General features: G+C 62.8%; 17 protein-coding genes. 10 read left to right on the top strand and 7 right to left on the bottom strand.

Annotated elements, in window-relative coordinates; translation table 11 throughout:
- Window positions 1-11: 11 nt before the first annotated feature.
- On the top strand, window positions 12-1562 hold the full coding sequence (gene glpD, locus LNV07_RS21465) for a glycerol-3-phosphate dehydrogenase (RefSeq protein ID WP_263573241.1): 1551 nt from the start codon (window positions 12-14) through the stop codon (window positions 1560-1562).
- Here the strand turns inward: glpD and LNV07_RS21470 are convergent.
- The 3 genes from LNV07_RS21470 to LNV07_RS21480 all read right to left on the bottom strand — a co-directional run bounded on the left by LNV07_RS21470 (window position 1550) and on the right by LNV07_RS21480 (window position 5587).
- Entirely contained in the window at window positions 1550-2173 is a 624-nt protein-coding gene (locus LNV07_RS21470) for an NF038129 family PEP-CTERM protein (RefSeq protein WP_263573242.1), read from the bottom strand. The two genes, glpD and LNV07_RS21470, sit on opposite strands and share 13 nt — an antisense overlap.
- 13 nt (window positions 2174-2186) lie before the next feature.
- Complete coding sequence (locus tag LNV07_RS21475) at window positions 2187-4511, bottom strand: CehA/McbA family metallohydrolase (protein WP_263573243.1); 2325 nt, start codon at window positions 4509-4511, stop codon at window positions 2187-2189.
- A 209-nt stretch (window positions 4512-4720) separates the two neighbouring features.
- Complete coding sequence (locus LNV07_RS21480) at window positions 4721-5587, bottom strand: PEP-CTERM sorting domain-containing protein (protein ID WP_263573244.1); 867 nt, start codon at window positions 5585-5587, stop codon at window positions 4721-4723.
- Window positions 5588-6013: 426 nt separating this feature from the next.
- On the opposite strand from LNV07_RS21480, the gene LNV07_RS21485 reads away from it, so the two are divergent.
- Complete coding sequence (locus LNV07_RS21485; RefSeq protein ID WP_263573245.1) at window positions 6014-8080, top strand: TonB-dependent receptor plug domain-containing protein; 2067 nt, start codon at window positions 6014-6016, stop codon at window positions 8078-8080.
- Between the two features lie 10 nt (window positions 8081-8090).
- On the opposite strand, the gene LNV07_RS21490 is transcribed toward LNV07_RS21485, so the two are convergent.
- Both LNV07_RS21490 and LNV07_RS21495 read right to left on the bottom strand, forming a co-directional pair.
- Entirely contained in the window at window positions 8091-8654 is a 564-nt protein-coding gene (locus tag LNV07_RS21490) for an urease accessory protein UreE (RefSeq protein WP_263573246.1), read from the bottom strand.
- A gap of 10 nt (window positions 8655-8664) precedes the next feature.
- Window positions 8665-9567, bottom strand: a complete 903-nt coding sequence (locus LNV07_RS21495) for an alpha/beta hydrolase (protein ID WP_263573247.1) — start codon at window positions 9565-9567, stop codon at window positions 8665-8667.
- 58 nt (window positions 9568-9625) lie between these two features.
- Between LNV07_RS21495 and LNV07_RS21500 the strand changes: the two genes are divergently transcribed.
- The gene (locus LNV07_RS21500) at window positions 9626-10147 is read left to right on the top strand and encodes an ABC transporter ATP-binding protein (protein WP_263573248.1); all 522 of its coding nucleotides are present in this window, start codon (window positions 9626-9628) and stop codon (window positions 10145-10147) included.
- On the opposite strand, the gene LNV07_RS21505 is transcribed toward LNV07_RS21500, so the two are convergent.
- Entirely contained in the window at window positions 10132-10905 is a 774-nt protein-coding gene (locus tag LNV07_RS21505) for a spermine/spermidine synthase domain-containing protein (protein WP_263573249.1), read from the bottom strand. The genes LNV07_RS21500 and LNV07_RS21505 overlap by 16 nt on opposite strands.
- Before the next feature lie 64 nt (window positions 10906-10969).
- Between LNV07_RS21505 and LNV07_RS21510 the strand changes: the two genes are divergently transcribed.
- The 5 genes from LNV07_RS21510 (at window position 10970) to LNV07_RS21530 (ending at window position 16557) form a co-directional block, all read left to right on the top strand.
- A complete protein-coding gene (locus LNV07_RS21510; RefSeq protein WP_263573250.1) occupies window positions 10970-11959 on the top strand; it encodes a KpsF/GutQ family sugar-phosphate isomerase in 990 nt (329 codons plus the stop codon).
- Window positions 11960-11961: 2 nt separating this feature from the next.
- Window positions 11962-12543, top strand: coding sequence for a KdsC family phosphatase (locus LNV07_RS21515; protein ID WP_263573376.1), 582 nt, complete (start codon window positions 11962-11964; stop codon window positions 12541-12543).
- Window positions 12543-13244, top strand: a complete 702-nt coding sequence (gene lptC, locus LNV07_RS21520) for an LPS export ABC transporter periplasmic protein LptC (RefSeq protein WP_263573251.1) — start codon at window positions 12543-12545, stop codon at window positions 13242-13244. Before LNV07_RS21515 ends, lptC begins: the two co-directional genes overlap by 1 nt.
- Entirely contained in the window at window positions 13244-14017 is a 774-nt protein-coding gene (locus LNV07_RS21525) for an SDR family oxidoreductase (protein ID WP_263573252.1), read from the top strand. Before lptC ends, LNV07_RS21525 begins: the two co-directional genes overlap by 1 nt.
- A 251-nt stretch (window positions 14018-14268) precedes the next feature.
- Window positions 14269-16557 (top strand): carbohydrate binding family 9 domain-containing protein, encoded by a 2289-nt coding sequence (locus LNV07_RS21530; protein ID WP_263573253.1) that lies wholly within the window; start codon window positions 14269-14271, stop codon window positions 16555-16557.
- A gap of 74 nt (window positions 16558-16631) precedes the next feature.
- On the opposite strand, the gene LNV07_RS21535 is transcribed toward LNV07_RS21530, so the two are convergent.
- A complete protein-coding gene (locus tag LNV07_RS21535; RefSeq protein ID WP_263573254.1) occupies window positions 16632-17150 on the bottom strand; it encodes an RNA recognition motif domain-containing protein in 519 nt (172 codons plus the stop codon).
- Window positions 17151-17406: 256 nt separating this feature from the next.
- On the opposite strand from LNV07_RS21535, the gene LNV07_RS21540 reads away from it, so the two are divergent.
- Both LNV07_RS21540 and LNV07_RS21545 read left to right on the top strand, forming a co-directional pair.
- Window positions 17407-18327, top strand: coding sequence for a hypothetical protein (locus tag LNV07_RS21540; RefSeq protein ID WP_263573255.1), 921 nt, complete (start codon window positions 17407-17409; stop codon window positions 18325-18327).
- Complete coding sequence (locus LNV07_RS21545; protein ID WP_263573256.1) at window positions 18324-19094, top strand: helical backbone metal receptor; 771 nt, start codon at window positions 18324-18326, stop codon at window positions 19092-19094. Before LNV07_RS21540 ends, LNV07_RS21545 begins: the two co-directional genes overlap by 4 nt.
- Window positions 19095-19108 lie beyond the last annotated feature (14 nt).

Below are 19108 nucleotides of genomic sequence, written 5' to 3' on the forward strand. Positions count from 1 at the left end.
AGAGTAGGGCGATGGAAGAACATTTTGACGTATTGATCGTCGGCGGTGGCATCAACGGCGCCGGCATTGCGCGCGACTTGGCCGGGCGCGGCCGGAAGGTCATCTTGGCCGAGGCCTCGGACTTTGCCGCCCACACCTCGTCCAGCAGCACCAAGCTGATTCATGGCGGCCTGCGCTACCTGGAGTATTACGAGTTTTCGCTGGTGCGCAAGGCGCTGCAGGAGCGGGAGGTGCTGCTCAAAAGCGCGCCGCACATCATCTGGCCGCTGCGCTTTGTGATGCCGCATGACGCCGCGATGCGGCCGGCCTGGATGGTGCGCCTGGGCCTGTTCCTGTACGACCACCTGGCCCGTCGCGAGGTGCTGCCCGGCTCATGCGGCGTCAATCTTCGCCGCTCAAAGCTGGGTGAACCCCTGAAGACGCAGTACAAGCGCGGCTTCATCTATTCCGACGGTTGGGTCGATGACGCTCGTCTCGTGCTGCTGAACGCGCTCGACGCACGCGACAAGGGCGCCGAAATGCTGACGCGCAGCCCGGTCACCGCGGTGCAGCGCGATGCCGAGGGCTGGACCGCGCAGATTGCCACGCCGCAAGGGCAGCGCCAAGTGCGCGCGCGCGCCTTGGTCAACGCCGCCGGCCCTTGGGCCGAGAGCTTTTTGCGCCAGGTCGCCAAGCCGGCGCGAGGCGAGGCCTTGGCGACCAAACATCTGCGTCTGGTCAAGGGCAGCCACATCATCGTCAAGCGCTGCTTCGAGCATGACCATGCCTACATCTTCCAGAATCCCGACAAGCGCATCATCTTTGCCATTCCCTACGAAGGCGATTACACGCTAATCGGCACGACCGATGTGGAGCTGGCGCCCACCGCCTTGGACGGTTTCGCCAAGGCCAGCATCGACGAGGATGAAATTGCCTATCTGTGCGAACAAGCCAGCCGCTACTTCACGCGACCGGTGACCCAGGCAGATGTGGTGTGGAGTTATGCCGGCGTGCGACCCTTGCTCGATGACGACTCGGGTGACCCGTCTGCCGTCACGCGCGACTATTTGCTGGAGACGAACACCGAGGCCGCTCCCTTGCTCAGCGTCTGGGGCGGCAAGATCACCACGTTTCGCAAGCTGGCCGAGGACGCCGCCGACCTGATCGACGCCATGCTGGGGGACAGGCGCGCGGCCTGGACCGAAAAGGCCTTTTTGCCCGGCGGCGACCTGCGCGACTGGATCGGTGCGCCGCTTCGACCGGACAGCGACTTTGAGCGTCTGGTGGCCGTTGTTGCGCAGCGTTATGACTTTCTTGACCCGAAGCTTGCGCGGCGCTTGGCGCGGGCCTATGGTTCGCGCATCGACCGCGTGCTCGGCAGCGCCGCTCGAATCAGCGACCTCGGGCAAGAGCTGGCGCCTGGACTTTATGCGATCGAGCTGCGCTATCTGCAGCGCGAAGAATGGGCGCTCAGCGCCGAGGACGTGCTATGGCGGCGCTCCAAGCTCGGCCTGCATTACAGCGAGGCCGAGCGGGCCGCCGTGGCGGCCTGGTTTCGGCTCAATCCGATTCAGCGTGCCTGACGACGGCGTGCGAATGCCCCCAACATCGTCAAACCACCCAGCAGCAAGGCATAGCTGGCCGGCTCGGGGACCGCAGCGGTCACCGAGCTGATGCTGTTGTTCAGAATTTCCGGGCTGATGCTGAGATTCATCGGCATCAATTCGATCTTGAACAGGGCGCCATCCGGATTGCCCAGATAGCTGGCCTGGTCCGAGCCAAGCAGACCGACCGAGAAGGTCGTGCCGACAGCGCCCGCCGTGTTGACAAAGTCGCCGCCGAAGCTGATGTCGAAGCCGAACTTGCCGCCCATATTGACCGCCTGGAACAGGTCGTTGAAGCTGCTGGTGTTGCCCAACACAAAGCCGCTCGCCAAGGAACCCGTGACATCGCCCTCAAGCGCCTGCGCCGCGCCGAAGCTGCCGGTGAAATGGCTCAAGGTCACCGTCGCGCCGACGGCCGGCAGCGAGCCGGGGTTGAACTGAATATCGAGCCAGCCACTGTTGCCCGCAAAGGCTGCAGTGTTGATCTCGGCATGGAAGGTTTCGGCTTGCGCCAAGCCGGCCGAGGCCGCCAGCGCCAGCGCCAGCAAGCTGCGCGCAAAGTGAGACTGGGAAAGATTGCTGATGTTCATGGAGATGTCCTTCTTAGAACGAACCGGAATAGATCTTGGCGCTGTAGCTCAGGCCGACCTTGTTGGGATTGCTGAAACTGACCGGCACCGTGACGCTGGCGCCCGCCATCAGGTTTACAGCGCTGGCGGTGATGTAGGGCGAGCCGGCATGGCTGCCGGTCGCGTTGACCAGGGTCACGCCGGCGGGCAGGCCGTCCAGCTGCAATTGCAGCGGGCCGCTCAAGGTTTGGGTGGCGGTCAGCGTGATGTTGCCGTTATAGCGCTGTGTGGCGCGATTGAACACCAGGCCCGAGCTGCTGACGCTCACCGAGGCGCTGACGTCGGTCACATTGGCCACGCTGAACTCCACATTGCCCGAGCTGCCGGCATTGTTGGCCGCGTCAACGGCGACGGCGCTGAACATGTGCTTGCCGTTGGCGAGCAGGCTCGAGTCGAGCTTCAACGAGAACGGTGCCGCGCTGATGCTGCCTTTCAAGCTGCCATCCACGCTGAAGTCAACCCGCTTGACGCCGACGTTATCGCTGGCGCTGGCGTTCAGCGTGATCTGGCCGCTGCTGCCGCTGACGCTGGCCGTCACGACAGGCGCCTCGGTGTCGGCCACCTGAGTAACCCAGATCGGTGCCGACCAAAGGATCTTGCCGTCGGTCTGCGTGACCTTGGCGTAATAGAAATGCTCGCCCAGAGCCGGCGTGAAGTTGTTGACGGCCGAGCTGGAGAACTCGGTCACCGTGCCATTGCGCTTGGGCACGCCCTCAAAAATCTTCACCGTCGAGGCCGCCTTGCCGGCGCCCGGCGCGTAATTGGCGACCAGATTCAGCGGGCCGGCATTGCTGAAGCTTTCGCCCATCAAGCGGCCGTTTGCGGTGAGGATCAGCTGCGAGGTCTTGTCCATCGTCGCGAAGACGCGGCGCGCCTTGATCGCCTCAATGAAGGCATCCTTGCTCAGCGCCACGCCGGTCGGGATCAGAATGCCATTGCGGTTGGTGCCCGAGGCGCCCCAGTTGGCGCAATGGTTGTCCTGATTGGTCGTGAAGGCGATCTTGAAGCCGGCCTCCAGCGCCTTCTTGCAAGCGCCCTCGTAACCGCTATTGCCGTTGTCCGACTCATTGGTGGTGTTGGAGAAGGCGGGGGTGTTCATCACCTCGCACAGCGCCATCGCTTTTTCACCATCGGCGGTGTAGCCAAATGCCGTGCCGTTCACCAGGTACTGACCGCTGCTGGCGGGATGGTTGAACTGACCCACCAGGCCGCGCTGCGCCATCAAGGTGTAGAGCTTGTCTGCAATGTTCTTCTCGGTGAAGGTATCTGCCAGCAACTCGCCCTTGGCGTTGTATTCCCAGCCCAGCAACTCATTCGAGTTGAAGATATTCAGGTGGCCGCCACCGCTGATCGTGCCCCACTCCATGCCGTAAACGCCCAGGAACTTCGGGTTCGCAGCATTGAAGTTGGCCGCTGCGGCCAAGCCGGACTGATACAGGTTTTTGGCATAAGCCGGTGTCTGCGCGGTATTGGTGCCGGTGTCACCATCGAACATATGGTTATGTTCGGAGGTCATCAAGATGTCCAGGCCGCGGTCCATCGCGTACTGATAGGCCTGGGCCGGACCCTGGCCCATATTCTGCTGCGGATGCTGCTCGCCACCGCAACTGCCAAGCGTGCCGCCACCGTCGCTATGGCCGGTCTGGCTGTGCAGATTGCCGAGGTAAACGGTGTAGGGTAGGCCGGTCGGGGCAGGCGCAGCCAAGGCGCTGCGCTGGGCCAGTTTGCCGGTGGTGGTCGTGGTGGTCGTCGCGCTGCGCCCGGTGGCCAGCGCCTTGAAGGCCGGCAGCCGCGGTGCGGCGATCTTGCCGACCAGCATGTCCCAGCTTTGTTCGACCAACTCCGCGTCGGGCGCGCTCAAGCTGTTTTCAACAAAATCGGCCATCACGCCGGTTGACGGCAACTCGGTCGCCACGGCTGAACTGGCGGTCAGGCGCACTTGATACACACCGTCCATTGCCGCCATGCCGAACTGACGCCCGGCCCAGTCAACCTTGACCGCCAACTCACCCTTGACCAGCGACTCCACACCGTACCAGCGCTGCACCAGCGCACCGGCCGGGTCGAGCAACTCCAGGCGCCAGGAAACCGTCTGCGCCAGCTCCACCTGGGGGTACTCGAACCGGAGCGTGAAGCTGCGCGCCTCGGCGATGGCGCCCGCAGCAGCCCGATAAGGCACTTGCAAGGTCGCTTCGAATTCCTGGTGATCAGGGCTGACTGCATTGGCAGCCATTGCCGCACTGGCGGCGCTGGCGCTCAGCAGCAGGGCGATGGCGCGCTGGATGGTTTGTTTTTGCATGGCGGGATTCGGGCGCGAGAGGGGGTGAGTGAATGGGGGCGCGACAAGGCGCGAGCATGGCCAAGCCAAGCCTGGCAGCAGCAAGGCTGAGTCAGGCTTGATCAACGAATTCTTGCTAGGCGTTGAAATTGGCGCGAGGCCGGCCCGAGTGAAAGCTGGGCCAGCCTGGCGTTTCGCCTACTTTTAACTACTGGCTTGTTGCTAGCTCTTTAGGCTTGCTTGCGACGGCGAGCAACGAAGCCCACAGCACCCAGACCGGCCAACAGCAAAGCGTAGGTGCTTGGCTCGGGGACGGCGGCCGTCATCACGGTCAGGCTGACGTTGTCGATCGCCAGACCATGATCATTGCCGGCGTCGTTCTTTTCGATCCAGCGCACCCAGAGGGTGTCGTTAGAAGCCCAAGGGGTGCTTACATCGCCACCCAGACCTGCAACTTTGCCAGCGCCGTTGCCGTCAACTGCCGCGCCGGTGGTCAAATTCGCTGTAACGGGCGAAGACCAATTGAAAGCACCACCGGGAGCTGTCCAAGTTGTGACTGCGGCAAAAGTTGCACCGAAGCCATACTCCATCACCATGGATTGAGCAACTGGCGTTGCCGCCCCGCCGTCGCGCCACTGCTCGCCATCAAAACCAATCTTGAAACCGCTGAACGATCCTGCTGTGGTGTTGGTGAATGCGACGGCAATCCAGCCCAGCGCGAAACTGCTGCTGCCGACTCCGCCGAGGGCGCGTTCAGTTGTCGTTCCGTAACTATGAATGCCACCATTGTTCAAGGTACCTGCGTCGGCAATATAAGAGGCAACTGCCGTGGTGGAGTTGGTCTTGAACAAACTCCAACCGGCAACGGTGCTGTCGTTGGTCCAAACATTGGCCGTACCGGTAGTGGCCAGCGTGTCGAACGACTCGCTATAGCTAAAGGCGGCACTGTTGACTGCAATCGTTGCTTGCGCAGGCGCAGCCGCCACCATCGCGGCCGCAGCCAACACGCTCAGGGATGTAATTTGCTTGAAGTTCATGCTTGATATCTCGTAAAAGAAAAACAGGACGTTGTAGAAAAAGGAGGGGGCCAAAAGCACGGCAGATCACAAAATGCAAACGTTTGCGACTTGATTCAAAAAAAGAGTCGCCGCATGCAAAGAACAGATCAACCGTTTAGCCAACACAGCCAAAACGAAACACCCGCCGCATCAAGATGGCTACGTTCGGTTGCCTCGGCTCGGCTACGTTTTTGCTGCCCCAAGCATAACGAAGACTCCGTGACAGTCATGTGTCAAAACTAGGTAATTTCCCTTGCACCCCCGCAAGCAAGGGGGGCAAATAACTCGGTAGTTACATGGGTGCTGAATTTCAGCTGAATGAACTGGGGCAGCCCGTCAAACGCTACCCGAAGGAGCATATTCCGCAACTCCCTTGGTAATCGCCCGGATCGGCGCCAGCGCAGGCAAACTGCGCCGACTTTAATGACGCCGATCGCGACCAGCGAGCAAGTACACAGGGAAACCATGAATAGCAGTAGTCACCGCCAGCAAGATAGCAACAAGCAAGCCGGAGCACCACGCCGGCATCAACTGGGTCTGGCCTTGTTGGCCATTTGGGGCAGCAGCCTGGGCCCCTACAGCGTTGCTCTTGCCAGCGAAGAAATCGCCAAAAAAGAGGAAACCGAGCAACTGGCTCCGGTCATCGTTCAGTCCAACCGAGTGCCGGTCAGCAAGACGGTGATGCGCGGCGAAGAGCTGAGCCGGGTGGCCGGCACCGGCGGCGACCCGGTGCGCGCGCTGCAAAGCCTGCCCGGCGTGGTGGCCACCAGTGACGGCAACGCCGCGCCGGCGATTCGCGGCTCACGCCCCGGTGACAACGCCTATTACATCGACTTCCTGCCGGTCGGCTATGTCTACCATTTGGGCGGTTACTTGAGCACCGTGCACCCGGAGTTGGTCAAGCAGTTCGAGCTCTACACCGGTGCCTTCGGCCCGGAGTTCGATGATGTGCACGGCGGCATTGTCGACATCACGCTGCGCCAGCCGCGCAGCGACCGCCTGGGCGGGCAAATCAGGGTCGGCATCCTCGGCGCGGATGTGCTGGTCGAAGGGCCGGTGACCGAGAACCAGAGCTTCTACTTCGCCGCCAAGAAGAGCTATATCGACCTGCTGATTCGCGGCAAGCAAACCGACGAAGACAGCGGGGTGATCTACACCATGCCCAAGTTTTCCGACTATCAAGCCAAGTACAGCTGGCGTTTGAACGAGAGCAATACGCTGAGCTTTCATGCGATGGGCGCGCAAGACCAGATCAAGTTCACGGTGCCGGCCGATACCGATATGGCCATACAAGACCCGGCGCTGGCAGGCGACTCCAAGTCCAAGGAGTCCAGTAACACGCAAGCCGTGGTGTGGGACCACACCCTGAATTCACGCGTCAGCAACAAGCTGGCGCTGGGCCATATGGATGAGCGCAGCCAGGGCAAATTCGGCTCGGCGGCGGATGCCGACGTCAAGGTCGACAACTTCTTTCTGCGCGACCAACTGCGCCTACGCCTGGGCGAGGATCATGACCTGACCCTGGGCACGATCTTGTTCGCGCAGAAGTACAAACTCGATCTTGACCTGCTGGATGCCCGCTGCACCGAGTTCGACCCGGCTTGCGACCTGACCAGCGCCGAGCGCAAGAAGTTCAAAGATGAGCTGAAGGTCAATTACTCGATCTTCTACCTCAAAGACCGTTGGCAGCTAACGCCTGAATTGGCCGCCACCGCCGGCCTGCATTTTACCCGCGATGGCTATTTGAATCGCAACTACACCGAGCCTCGCCTGGGTCTGGAATGGCGTGCGCTCAAGCACACCACCTTCAATATGGGCTGGGGCAAACATAACCAGTTCCCCGATGGTCTGCAGGTCTTGCAGAACTTGGGCAACCCCAAACTCGGCCATATGCAGGCGACGCATTCGGTGCTGGGCGTCAGCCAGGCGCTGGCCGATGGCTGGTCGGTGAAGACCGAGATTTACCAGAAGAAGTTCGACAACTTTGTGATCGCCGACCCGACCCTGAACTACAGCAATGGCGGCAGCGGTGATGCCAGCGGGGTCGAACTCTTCCTCAAGAAGGACGCTGTCGCCAACTCCAAGCTATCGGGCTGGTTGTCGGTCAGTCTGGCCAAGGCGCGCCGCCAAAACGACGTGACCGGCCATGAGTTCAAATTCGAATATGACCAGCCGGTGGTGGTCAATCTGGTCGGCAATTACAAGTACTCGGACAAATGGCAGTTCGGCGCCAAGTGGAGCTATCACAGCGGCAACTTGTTCACGCCGGTGGTCGGCACCGGCGCCTATCCGGATGGCCGCGTCAAGCCGATCTATGGCGAGCTGAACTCCGAACGCCTACCTTCCTATCACCGTTTGGATCTGCGCGTCGACCAGGTCGTCTCGCCGCGCCTGAGCGTCTATTACGAGTTGCTCAATGCCTACGCGCAGAAGAACATCTCGGGCTATACCTACACGGCCGACTACAAGAAGCGCAGGTCCAATGTAGAACTCGGCATCACGCCCAATGTTGGGCTCGACTACAAGTTCTAAAAAAGGCCGATCAATGACCGTGATTGCAGCCCGGGCCGTGCACATGGCCGGCGTGGCCGTGATCATGGTCATGTGAATGACCATGATGCTCATGCTGCTCATGCTGCTGTGCCATCACCTCGGGCAGTTGGCTGAGCAAGTTTGGCGGATCGAACGGCGCCTCGGTCGGCGCCAGCGCAAAGTCCTGGCGCTCCAGCCATTGGGCCAACTCTGGATCTCCCGGCAGCAGCAAGTGGTCGGCAGCGGCCTCCATATGCACATGCATCTCACCCAGTTGATGGGCCAAGCGGAACAAATCGGCCAGACTCTGCTTGGCCGAGGCGCGCACTTGCAGCAAGCCCTCCGGTGCCGCTTCGACGCGCAAGAGGGAGCCGTCTTCGGCCACCAACACATCGCCGCCGCGCAGCGTCGTGCCGACCGGCAGACGCAGACCCAACTCGGCGCCTTCGCCATCGCTCAGATTCGCTTCGTGGTGTTGACGCGCGGCAAAAGGCAGCGCGAGCACGCCCGCGCGCTTCAGCAGTACAGGCGCCAGGCCGGCGCCTTGGGGGAGTAATTTGTTGATGATCAGCATGATGGTCTATCTAGGGTTGAGGCGTGACGGAGATCTGGGGCAAGACTGTACGGCATTCGCCGGGCCAGGCCGCGCCGGTCTGAATGGTGGCGATCAAGGACTGCAGCGCCTGCCGGTAGGCTTGCGCGAACTCGCTGTGCAAGCGGCTGTGCGAGCCGCCTTCGATTTCGACCCAGCAGGTATTTTCCTTGGGCGCCGCGTCGCGCAGGCGCCGGCCCAGCACGACCGGCACGGTCTGATCGGCCGTGCCGTGCAGCATCAGCAGCGGCGCATCGATGCGCGCGATCTTGGCCAGCGAATTGAATTCCAGACTGGTAATGGCCGCACCAATCTTGCCCAGCGTGCCGGCCTCGGCCGCTACATCCGGCAAGCGGGTAAAGGTCGATTCGAGCACCAGCGCGCCATAGTCGCCGCCCTGACGCAAGGAGCTGGCCAACGTCACCGCCACCGCCCCGCCCATCGAGTGCCCAAACAACACGCGCTTGCTGGCATCCGGTTGACGTTTGAGCAACTCGGCCCAGGCCTGCTGTACATCCGCATTAATGCTTGCCTCAGACGGAATGATGGCCGTGCTGTCACCCCAGCCGCGGTAGTCCACCGCGAGGACCGCAAAGCCCGCGTCGCGCAGCGCCTCGATTTTGGGCAGATTGCCGTACAGATTGCGCAGCGTGCCATGCAGATAGAGCAGCGTTGGCGCGGCCGGGTCGGGATGCGGCAGCCACCACAGCGCCAATTGTTGGGGGCTGCCGTCGTCGGCCGTCACCGGCTGCAAAAAACGCTGGTCACCAGCGCGCAGGCCGACACCGTCCTCGGCATAGGCAGCGGGCCGACCCGGCGTCGGCCGCAGAGCAAACTCACGCTCCTTGACGCTCCACCAGGCACAGCCGCCCAAGCTCGATACGAGCAATGACATCACCAAGATTGCGATCAGCGATCGCCATATGAAATTCGCTTCAGCGAGAATGCCCCCCATGATTCGTCTGCCCAAATTACCTTGCGTCAAGCTCCTGACCCCTTGCTTCATTGCTGTGTCCTTGCTGGCCTCGCCCATTGGCGCCCGCGCCGATGGCATGTTCGATCTCGCCGCGCCAGGCCATTGGCGCCTTGCGGTATCACCCTATAGTTATCACTTCCACTACAGCGAAGAACACCGTTACGTCTGGGCCATCGGCGGCGAGCGCCAGGCCGATAACGGTTGGCTCTGGGGTGGATCGTATTTCAGCAATTCATTCGGCCAACCCAGCGGCTATGTTTATCTCGGCAAGCGCTACCCCGGTCTGCTCGACCAGCCACAGCTATTTGCCCAATGGTCGGCCGGCTTGCTGTATGGCTACAAGGGCCAATTTCAGCACAAGGTGCCCTTGAACTATCGCGGCTACTCGCCCGGCCTGCTGCTCTCGCTCGGCTGGGCCTTTAACCAGGAGATGGCCGTGCAAGCCAATATGCTCGGTAACTCCGGCGTGATGCTGCAGTTTTCCTACGATTTCCACTGATCCGCATCGGCCAGCCACTTCAACCAAGCCGAGCGCACCCGCCCAAAAGCGGGCAGCAACTCGCTCCAAGCCTGCTCGTTGAAGTCTGCCGGCTTGCGCAACAGAGAGCCGCGCATGCGTGACAGGGTGCTGCCCCGGCAGGCCAGCACGATGCAATTGCCGCTGGCCTCCAGGCCGACCCGCAGCAGCTGATCACCAAAGCACTGACGCAGGCGCGCCAGATGCAGCGCGTAGTCGAGATGCCCGCTGTGCATATTGATGACCAGCAGGCCCTGCTCTTGCATGGCTTCAAAGCAGTCGTCGTAAAAGCGCTGCGAGCACAGCGCCGGCGGGGTGCCGCTCAGATCAAAGCCGTCCACCATCAAGACGTCAAACCGCCCGGGCGCTTGCCGCACGAAGTCGGCCCCGTCGGCGCATATGACCCGAAAGCGCGGCCCGTCTGCCGGCACGTTGAAGCGTTCGCGCAGCTCGATCACATGCGGATTGATTTCGGCCACATCGATGTGGCAGCCGGGCAAATGGCGAAAACAGAACTTCGCCAGCGAGCCGCCGCCCAGGCCGATCATGCCGATCCGGCTAGGCGCAGGCAAAAACAACAAGAAGCCCATCATCAAGGCGGTGTAGTCGAGCTCCAAGGCGTCGGGCCGGCTCGCGTCCATGCGGCTTTGGATAGACGCAAAGGAAAAATGCAGGCTGGTGGAGACCGGCGTTTCCAGCACAAACGGTCGGCAATGGGGGTCGGCGGGGCGGTCTGGCATCGGGGCGAGCGTAACGCATGCCGGTAGCGCATTCGCCCGCAGCCCCGTCGATATACTTCGGCCCATGACGCAAGCCCCAGTTTTCGACCCTTCCCGTGCAGTTGACGTGGCCCGCAAGGCCTTGATGATCGAGTCCAAAGCCTTGCTCGACTTGGCGCCTCGCCTGGGCGAAGAGTTTTCGCGAGCGGTACAGGCAATGCTGAACTGCAAGGGCCGGGTCGCCGTGATGGGCATGGGCAAGAGCGGCCATGTCGGCCGCAAAATCGTCGCCACGCTGGCCTCGACCGGCACGCCGGCCTTGTTCGTCCACCCGGCCGAAGCCAGCCACGGCGACCTCGGCATGGTGGCACCCAACGATGTGGTGCTGGCCTTGTCGAACTCGGGTGAAAGCGATGAGTTGAACGTCGTGTTGCCGGTGCTAAAACGCCTCGGCGTCACGATTGTGGCGATGACAGGCAAGGCTGATTCCAGCCTGGCGCGTCACGCCAATATCGTGCTCGACAGCGCCGTCGCCGAGGAAGCCTGCCCGCTCAACCTCGCCCCCACCGCCAGCACCACCGCGCAAATGGCGCTCGGCGACGCCTTGGCCGTGGCACTGCTGGATGCCCGCGGCTTCAAGGCCGAGGACTTTGCCCGCTCGCACCCCGGCGGCGCGCTCGGCCGCAAGCTCCTCACCCATGTGCGCGACCTGATGCGCGCGGGCGCGGACCTGCCACGCGTGGCACCCGATACGCAGTTCACCGACTTGATGCGCGAGATGTCGGCCAAGGCCTTGGGCGTGGCCATCATGGTGGACGCCGATGACCGCGTGCAAGGCATCTTCACCGACGGTGATCTGCGCCGCTTGGTCGAGAGGGGTCAGGACTTGCGCGGCTTGACGGCGGGCGATGTCAGCTCCAAAAAACCCCGCACCGTTTCGGCCGATGCCTTGGCGGTGGATGCGGCCGATTTGATGGAGGCCGCCCGCATCACCGTGGTCTTGGTGGTCGACGCCGAACAACGTTTGCAAGGCGCGATCACGATCAATGATCTGATGCGCGCCAAGGTGATTTGATGATGCTGAAAGCCGCCCTGAAATTTGCGCCCGAGCTATTGTTGCTGGCCCAAGGCACAGGCCTGGGTCTGAAGGCCGCGATCTTCGATGTGGACGGGGTGCTGACCGATGGCCGCATCTATATCGGCGAGCAAGGCGAGAGCTTCAAGGCCTTCTCGACGCTCGACGGCCATGGCCTGAAGTTGCTGGCGCAGGCCGGCATCACGCCCATCATCATCACCGGCCGCGATTCCCCGGCCGTACGCCGCCGCGTCGCCGATCTGGGCCTGGAGCACGCGGCCTACGGGGCCAAGGACAAATACGCGGTGGCGCAGCCCCTCCTCGACCAACTTGGCCTGCAATGGGCCGAAGTGGCGGCGATGGGCGATGACTGGCCGGATCTGCCACTGCTCACCCGCGTCGGCTTTGCCTGCGCTCCGGCGCAAGCCCATGCCGAGGTCAAAGCGGTCGCACATTACGTCACCCACGCAGCGGGGGGTCACGGCGCGGCGCGTGAATGCTGCGACCTGATGCTGCAAGCCTGTGGGCGCTACCAGTTATTGTTGAACGGCCATCTTGATACCTTGGACGGAGGTTCGGCCTGATGGCCAAGGCCGCACGCCTGGCGCCGCCGCCGGCACCGGTCCGACCGCGTCTGGCCAAGAGTTGGCTCTGGCGTCTGCAATCACTATTGGCCAACTACCTGCCGCTCTTGTTGATGGCCTTCTTGGCGAGCGGCACTTGGTGGTTGGTGAAGAACACGCCCACGCCAGACGGGGTAGACATATTGCCGCCGCCCCGGCACGAGCCCGATTACCAGATGAAGAATTTCGATCTGCAACGGGTCGGCGCCGATGGTCTGATGCGGGTTCGCATCGAGGGCCTGGAGTTGCGCCACTACCCCGACACCGACACGCTGGAGATTGATGGCATCAGCCTGCGCACCTTTGGCTCCGACGGCGGCGTGACCCTGGCGAAGGCCAATCGCGCCATCAGCAATAGTGACGGCAGCGAGTTGCAATTGCTCGGCGCCGTACATGTGCAGCGCTTTGATCAAGTGCCGCCGGGCCAGCCAGCAGGTGCCCCCAAGCTGGAGGTGCGCGGAGAGTTTTTGCATGCCTTCGTCAACACCGAGACCTTGCGCTCGCATTTGCCGGTGCAATTGAATTACGCCGGCGCCGAGTTGAAGGCGCAGAGTTTCGAGTTCAACTATTTGACCAGCCGACTGAGTTTTGGTGGCAACACCCAGGCTCGTTTTGAAGCACCCGCATCGACCCAGCGAAGCAAGAAAGCTAAGCCTTCATGATGAGCAATTTGGTCTACATCACCGGCGCGTCCAGTGGCATTGGCCAAGCCTTGGCCCTGCAGTATTACCAGGCCGGCTGGTGCTTGGCGCTGGTGGCGCGGCGCGCCGGCGAGCTGCAGGCTTGGGCGCAGGCGCAAGGCTTGAGCCCCGATCGCTATGCCGTCTACGGCGCAGATGTTTGCGATGTCGCCGCCATCAGCGGCGCCGGCCGGGCCTGCATCGCGGCACAGGGCTTGCCCGATGTGGTGATTGCCAATGCCGGCATCAGCGTCGGCATCGACAGCGCCGTGCTGGACGACATCGAGGTGATGCGGAGGGTCTACGCGACCAACAATATCGGCATGGCCGCGACCTTTCAGCCCTTCATCACGCCGATGCTGCAGCGTCGCAGCGGAGCCTTGGTTGGCATCGCCAGCGTGGCCGGTATCCGCGGCTTGCCGGGACATGCCGCCTATTGCTCCAGCAAGGCGGCGGTGATCAGCTATTGCGAGAGCCTGCGCGGTGAATGCCGGCCTTTTGGCGTCAAAGTGGTGACGATTGCGCCGGGCTATATAGACACCCCGCTGACGCGCGAGAACCGCTACAGCATGCCGTTCTTGATGCGACCCGAGGACTTTGCAGCGCGTGCCTTTGAAGCAATTTCGGCTGGTGCCAGCTTTCGCGTCATTCCTTGGCAAATGGGTGTGGTGGCGCGACTTTTGCGCCTGCTGCCTAATGCATTATTTGATCGGCTTCTGGCCGGGCGGCCGCGCAAGCATCGGCAAGGCGAGTAAGGCCCAGGCAGAAATAGCCGCTACACTGCGGCCCGATAGGCAAGCCGCAACTCCGCTGCGGCCCAGGAGGCAAAAATGATGAAAGTTCTTCACCCCTGCTAGTGACCCGGCCCGACAAGCCCGTCGATTGACGCGCCTTGCCCCGAGGTTTCGAGTCCGCTGCGCCCGTTCGCCGCACTCGCTCAACGCGCCGCTCCGCGATGCGCCTTCTCACTTGTCTTTGTATGAAAAACTATTTCTGTGGCCTTGCCATGGCTGCCCTCGGCATGTCGGCAAACGCCTCCGTCGGTATCGAGGCGCTGCGCCTGCAGGCCGGTGAGATCGGCGTCCGGATCGACGGTCGTCTTGACGAAGCCGTCTGGCAACGCGCGCCCTTGTTCGATCGGTTTGTGCAGTTCTTGCCGCAAGACCGGCAGACCGCGCGCTGGCGCACCACCGTGCAGGTGGTGGTCAGCGAGGACGCGCTGGTGTTTGGCATCCGCGCCTATGACCCGGCGCCCGAATTGATCCGTGCGCCCTTAGCGCGGCGTGACAAGGTGCTGCGTGACCAGGACTTTGTTTCGGTCGTGCTGGACCCGGTGGGTCAGCGTCGCTCGGCCCAATTCGCCCGCGTCAGTGCGGCCGGCGTGATCGCCGATGGCCTCTTCAACGCGGACGATGACAGCGAAGACTTCGCCCCCGATTTCGACCTGCAGACGGCGGTGCAATTGCTGCCCGATGGCTATAGCGTCGAGCTGCGCTGGCCTTTGGCGGCGCTGCGCTTTCCCTATGCCGATGGCGCGCCCTGGTTGTTGATGGTGACGCGCAACACGCCGCGCGAGGCCAGCACGCTGGACGTCAGCGCGCCCTTGACCAAGGACTCGCTCAACTTCATCGCCGAGCTGCAGCCCTTGGCGGGGCTGGCCGATCTGGTCGAACAGGTGCGCGAGCGCAGCTTTTTGAACATTCGACCCGAGCTGACGGCGCGCAAGGAACGCGAATCCGATCCGCTCAGCCAACGCAATCAACGCGAGCTGTCGCTGGGCCTGGAACTGAAATGGCGCCCTCGCGCGGACTGGGTAATAGACGCGGTCATCAACCCCGATTTCTCGCAGGTCGAGCTGGACACCCCCCAGCTCGCCGGCAACACCCGCTTTGCTCTGAGCGTGCAGGAGAAGCGTGCCTTTTTCCTGGAGAGCACCGATGTAGTCGGCCAAAGTCAATCGGACGGCAATCAAGATCAGCAAAGCCTGGCGGCCTTCTATTCACGTGCCATCACCAACCCCGATTGGGGCCTGCGAGCGACTTGGCGCGGGGCCTCGGCCGAGGCGACGCTGCTGAGCATGCGGGACGCCGGCGGCGGCGAAATTTTTCGAGCTAACGCCTATGGCACTCGGACCCTGACCCAAAGCATGGGTTCGCGGGCCAGCTTCGCGCGCGCGCGGCAGCAATTCGCCATCGGGGCGCAGTCCTTGGGCCTGGCCTTGATCGCCTCCCAACGAGACTATGGCGCGGGCGCGAGCAATACGGTGCTGGGCAGCGATTTTGCCGCGCCCTTGGGCGACACCGACCTGCTGCGCGGTCATCTGCTGGCATCGAGCACCAGCGCGGGCTTTGATGCTAACGATCATTTGAGACGCATCTCGGCCGAAACCGGCCACAAGCTTTGGACGGAGTGGCGCCGGCGCAGCGAGGATTGGAACAATAGTGCGCAGTACGAGCAGGTCAGCCCGCGCTTTGCCAATGACAACGGCTTTGTCAGCCAAACCGGTTTCCGCCGCGTGACCGCTCAACTGAATAGGCGTCTTCCCGCGCAGAATTTGGCGGCACCAGCCTTGGGCGACTGGGCCTCGTTAGAGGCGCATGAGCTGGAGCTGCAGCTCAAACTGATGCAGTCGCAAACGCTCAATGACCCGCAACAAGGCGTCAAGGCCGGCGAGGTGATCGAGCGACAAGTGCAGCCGGGTATCTGGCTGGCGGCGGCGCGCAATACCGGCGTCTGGGGCCATCTGGGCCTGGACCAGCAACGCGCCCGCAGCGGCGGGATGCTGCATCAGCCGCGCACCTTGAATCTGGGCTTCGAGTCGAATCCAAACGCCTGGTTGACCCTGCTTAGTGCCGAACTGGCCTGGGGCCGGCGCCTCGACGTCGAGGCCGATCGTCTCGGGCGCGGTGCCAGTCTGATGTTGCAGGCCAAGCTGCGCAGCCCGCTGCCTTGGGGTGCTTGGTTGGAGCTGGAGCAGCAGCTCGGCCAGAGTTTTGTACGTAACGCATTAGCCCAGCGCAGCTTTACCGAGACCAACGCGCAGACGCTGGCGGTGCTGCACCTGAGCGCCCGCGATTCACTGCGCGCGATTGCTCAACAGACCCGCTATCAACGCCTTGCGGAAGCGAATTTGCTGGCCGCAGATGAACGCTCGCGCCATCTCTCACTGGTTTACCAGCACCGGCAAGGCCTGTCGCGAGTGTTGAGCCTGGGGCTGGTTTCGGCGCTGGATAGGCCCGCGCAACAGCGCAACACGGAGCTATTTGCGAAGGCGGCCTTCGCCTTCCAGCCTTGATCTCAGGAACGCTTCGCCCATAGAAAAAGGCGCCCGAGGGCGCCTCTTTTCGCTATGCGAGGGGCAAGGGCTAATTAATAGCCGCCGCCGCCCGAACGGCCACCGCCGCCGCCGTAGCCGCCGCCACCGCCGGAACGGCCACCGCCGCCACCGCCGTAGCCGCCGCCACCGGAACGGCCACCGCCGCCACCAGCGCCGCCGCCGTAACCGCCGCCGCCACCACCGTAGCCGCCGCCACCGCCGCCGCCGCCGCCGTAGCCGCCGCCACCGGAACGGCCACCGCCGCCGCCGAAGCCGCCGCCACCGGAACGGCCACCGCCGCCACCGAAGCCACCTGGACGCTCTTCACGAGGACGAGCCTCGTTGACAACGATGGCACGGCCATCCATGTCTTGTCCGTTCATGCCATTGATGGCGGATTGCGCCTCGGCATCCGAACCCATTTCCACAAAGCCGAAGCCCTTGGAACGGCCGGTGTCACGGTCCATCATGACCTTTGCAGAAGTCACTTGACCAAATTGCGAGAATGCCTCTTGCAGTGTCTCGTCGCGCACGCTGTAGGCAAGATTGCCAACGTAAAGCTTGTTTCCCATGGGGAAGCCCTTTCAAATACCAAAAAAACCATGCGGAGCTTCAACCCATCCTGAACCATTCAAGCGAAGGTGCGGCTTCCATACACAGGTAAATGATTATGGGCGAAGGGTCTAGCCTCGCCCACTGTTGGCAGGGTATTTGTTGTTTTTTCGCCGATAGAAAAAACCCTAGCGTCGCTGCCGTGCGAATTGCAGCTTAGTCAGCGCCGACTTAGCCGTTTCCGGCCACGGCAGGGCGCTGGCTATGATGACCGCCATGCCCCAAAAACTATCGCTCCACGCCCTCAATCGGGTGCTCGCCAGCATCGACGCACCGCGCAATGGCCGCGCCTTCTACGCTTTATTGAGCGCATTTTGTCTGGCCGGTTTGATGCTGGCCTCGGCCGAGTCCGCGCTGGCCAAGAGCGACACCACCTGGGGCGTGATCTGGGCGGGCTTGGGTTTGGTGGCCGCCTTTCTGGGCGTCAACACAACCGGCCTGCTGTTGATGGACCAGGCACGAGGACGGCCGGTGCGTGATGTGGTCGATGCCTTTCACGACGCGCTGCGGGTCGCACCCAAAGTCCTGCTGTGCCTGGCGATGTTGTTGGCCTTGATGGCATTGACTTTGGGCGCATTGCTGGCGCTGCTCTGGGCCGTCAAGCTCCCCTGGGTTGGTGCGCCCTTGTTTGCGCTGCTGGTGCCGCTGGGCGTTGTCTTGCTTGGGGTGATGGCCTTCAGCGGCGCCGTCATCATCGGGCCATTGACGGGGCCTTCGATGTGGAGTGGCCGCAGCGCCCTCGCTACGGCGCGGCTTTTGTTGAACCAGTTGCGTCACGGCGCCTTGGAGGCCGGCGCCTTGATGATGGCGGTGCTCTTGACCACCGGCCTGGTCAGCGCTGCGATCAGCTTTGTCGTCATCAGCGGCGGCCGCGCGATGGCGTTCTTGATGGTGTGGTTGATAGGCATCGATGTGCCGGCCCAGCAGTTGATGGCGGGCCTCTTCGGTTACGGCCTGCGCAGCCTGGGTGCCACCGGTGCGCCGGTCGCCGCGACGCCGCTGGGCATGGCGGCCTTGGTCGGCGGCGGCGTCGTCTTCGCGATCGCCCTGGTACTGCCCACGCTGGTCTATCTGCGCGGCTGCTGTGCGGTCTTCCTCGCGCTGCAAGACGCGCCGGCCGACGACGCCGATCTGTGAGCTCGCCACCCCGTATCGCCAGCCTGGTGCCCAGCATCACCGAGTTGCTGGTGGCGCTTGGGCTGGGCCCGCGCTTGGTCGCTCGCACCGGCTTTTGTATCCATCCGCAGGCGGCTTTGGCGGAGGTACCCAAGGTCGGCGGCACCAAGGATGTGAATCTTGCCAAGCTGCGAAAACTGGCACCGACCCATGTGATCGTCAATGTGGACGAGAACCGCTTGGAACTGGTCGAGGCCTTGCGCGAGTTCGTGCCGCATATGGTGGTGACCCATCCGCAAGGGCCGGAGGACAACTTGGCCTTGCTCGCGCAGATGGAGTTGCATTTCGGCGGTCAGCCCGGTGTGACCGAGCAATGCGCGCGACTCGGCGCTGAATTGAGGCTGGCCTTGCAGCGTTGCCGCAGCGAGGTTTGGCCGACCCAGCGAGTGCTCTATCTGATCTGGCGCGAACCCTGGATGACGGTTGCCCGCGACACCTATATCGCGCGGATGTTGGCCGAGGTCGGCTGGCAGAGTTGGCCCGCGGTGCTGGGCGGCGAATCGGGCGCGGCGCGCTACCCCGCGCTGCAAGAAGGCGAGGCCTGGCTAAGCCAGATCGACCGCGTGCTGCTCAGCTCCGAGCCCTATCGCTTTGATGCCAGTCACTTTGAATCGGCCCAAGCGCTGTGCCCACAGGCCAAGGTGCAGCTGATCGATGGCGAGCTGCTCAGTTGGTACGGCCCGCGCGCCGCGCGAGGGTTGGACTATCTGCGAGCATTGGCCTCATGAAGCGGAACTGAAAC

Source organism: Roseateles oligotrophus (assembly GCF_025717515.1).
In the GTDB taxonomy this organism is placed as follows: Bacteria; Pseudomonadota; Gammaproteobacteria; order Burkholderiales; family Burkholderiaceae_C; genus Paucibacter_A; species Paucibacter_A oligotrophus.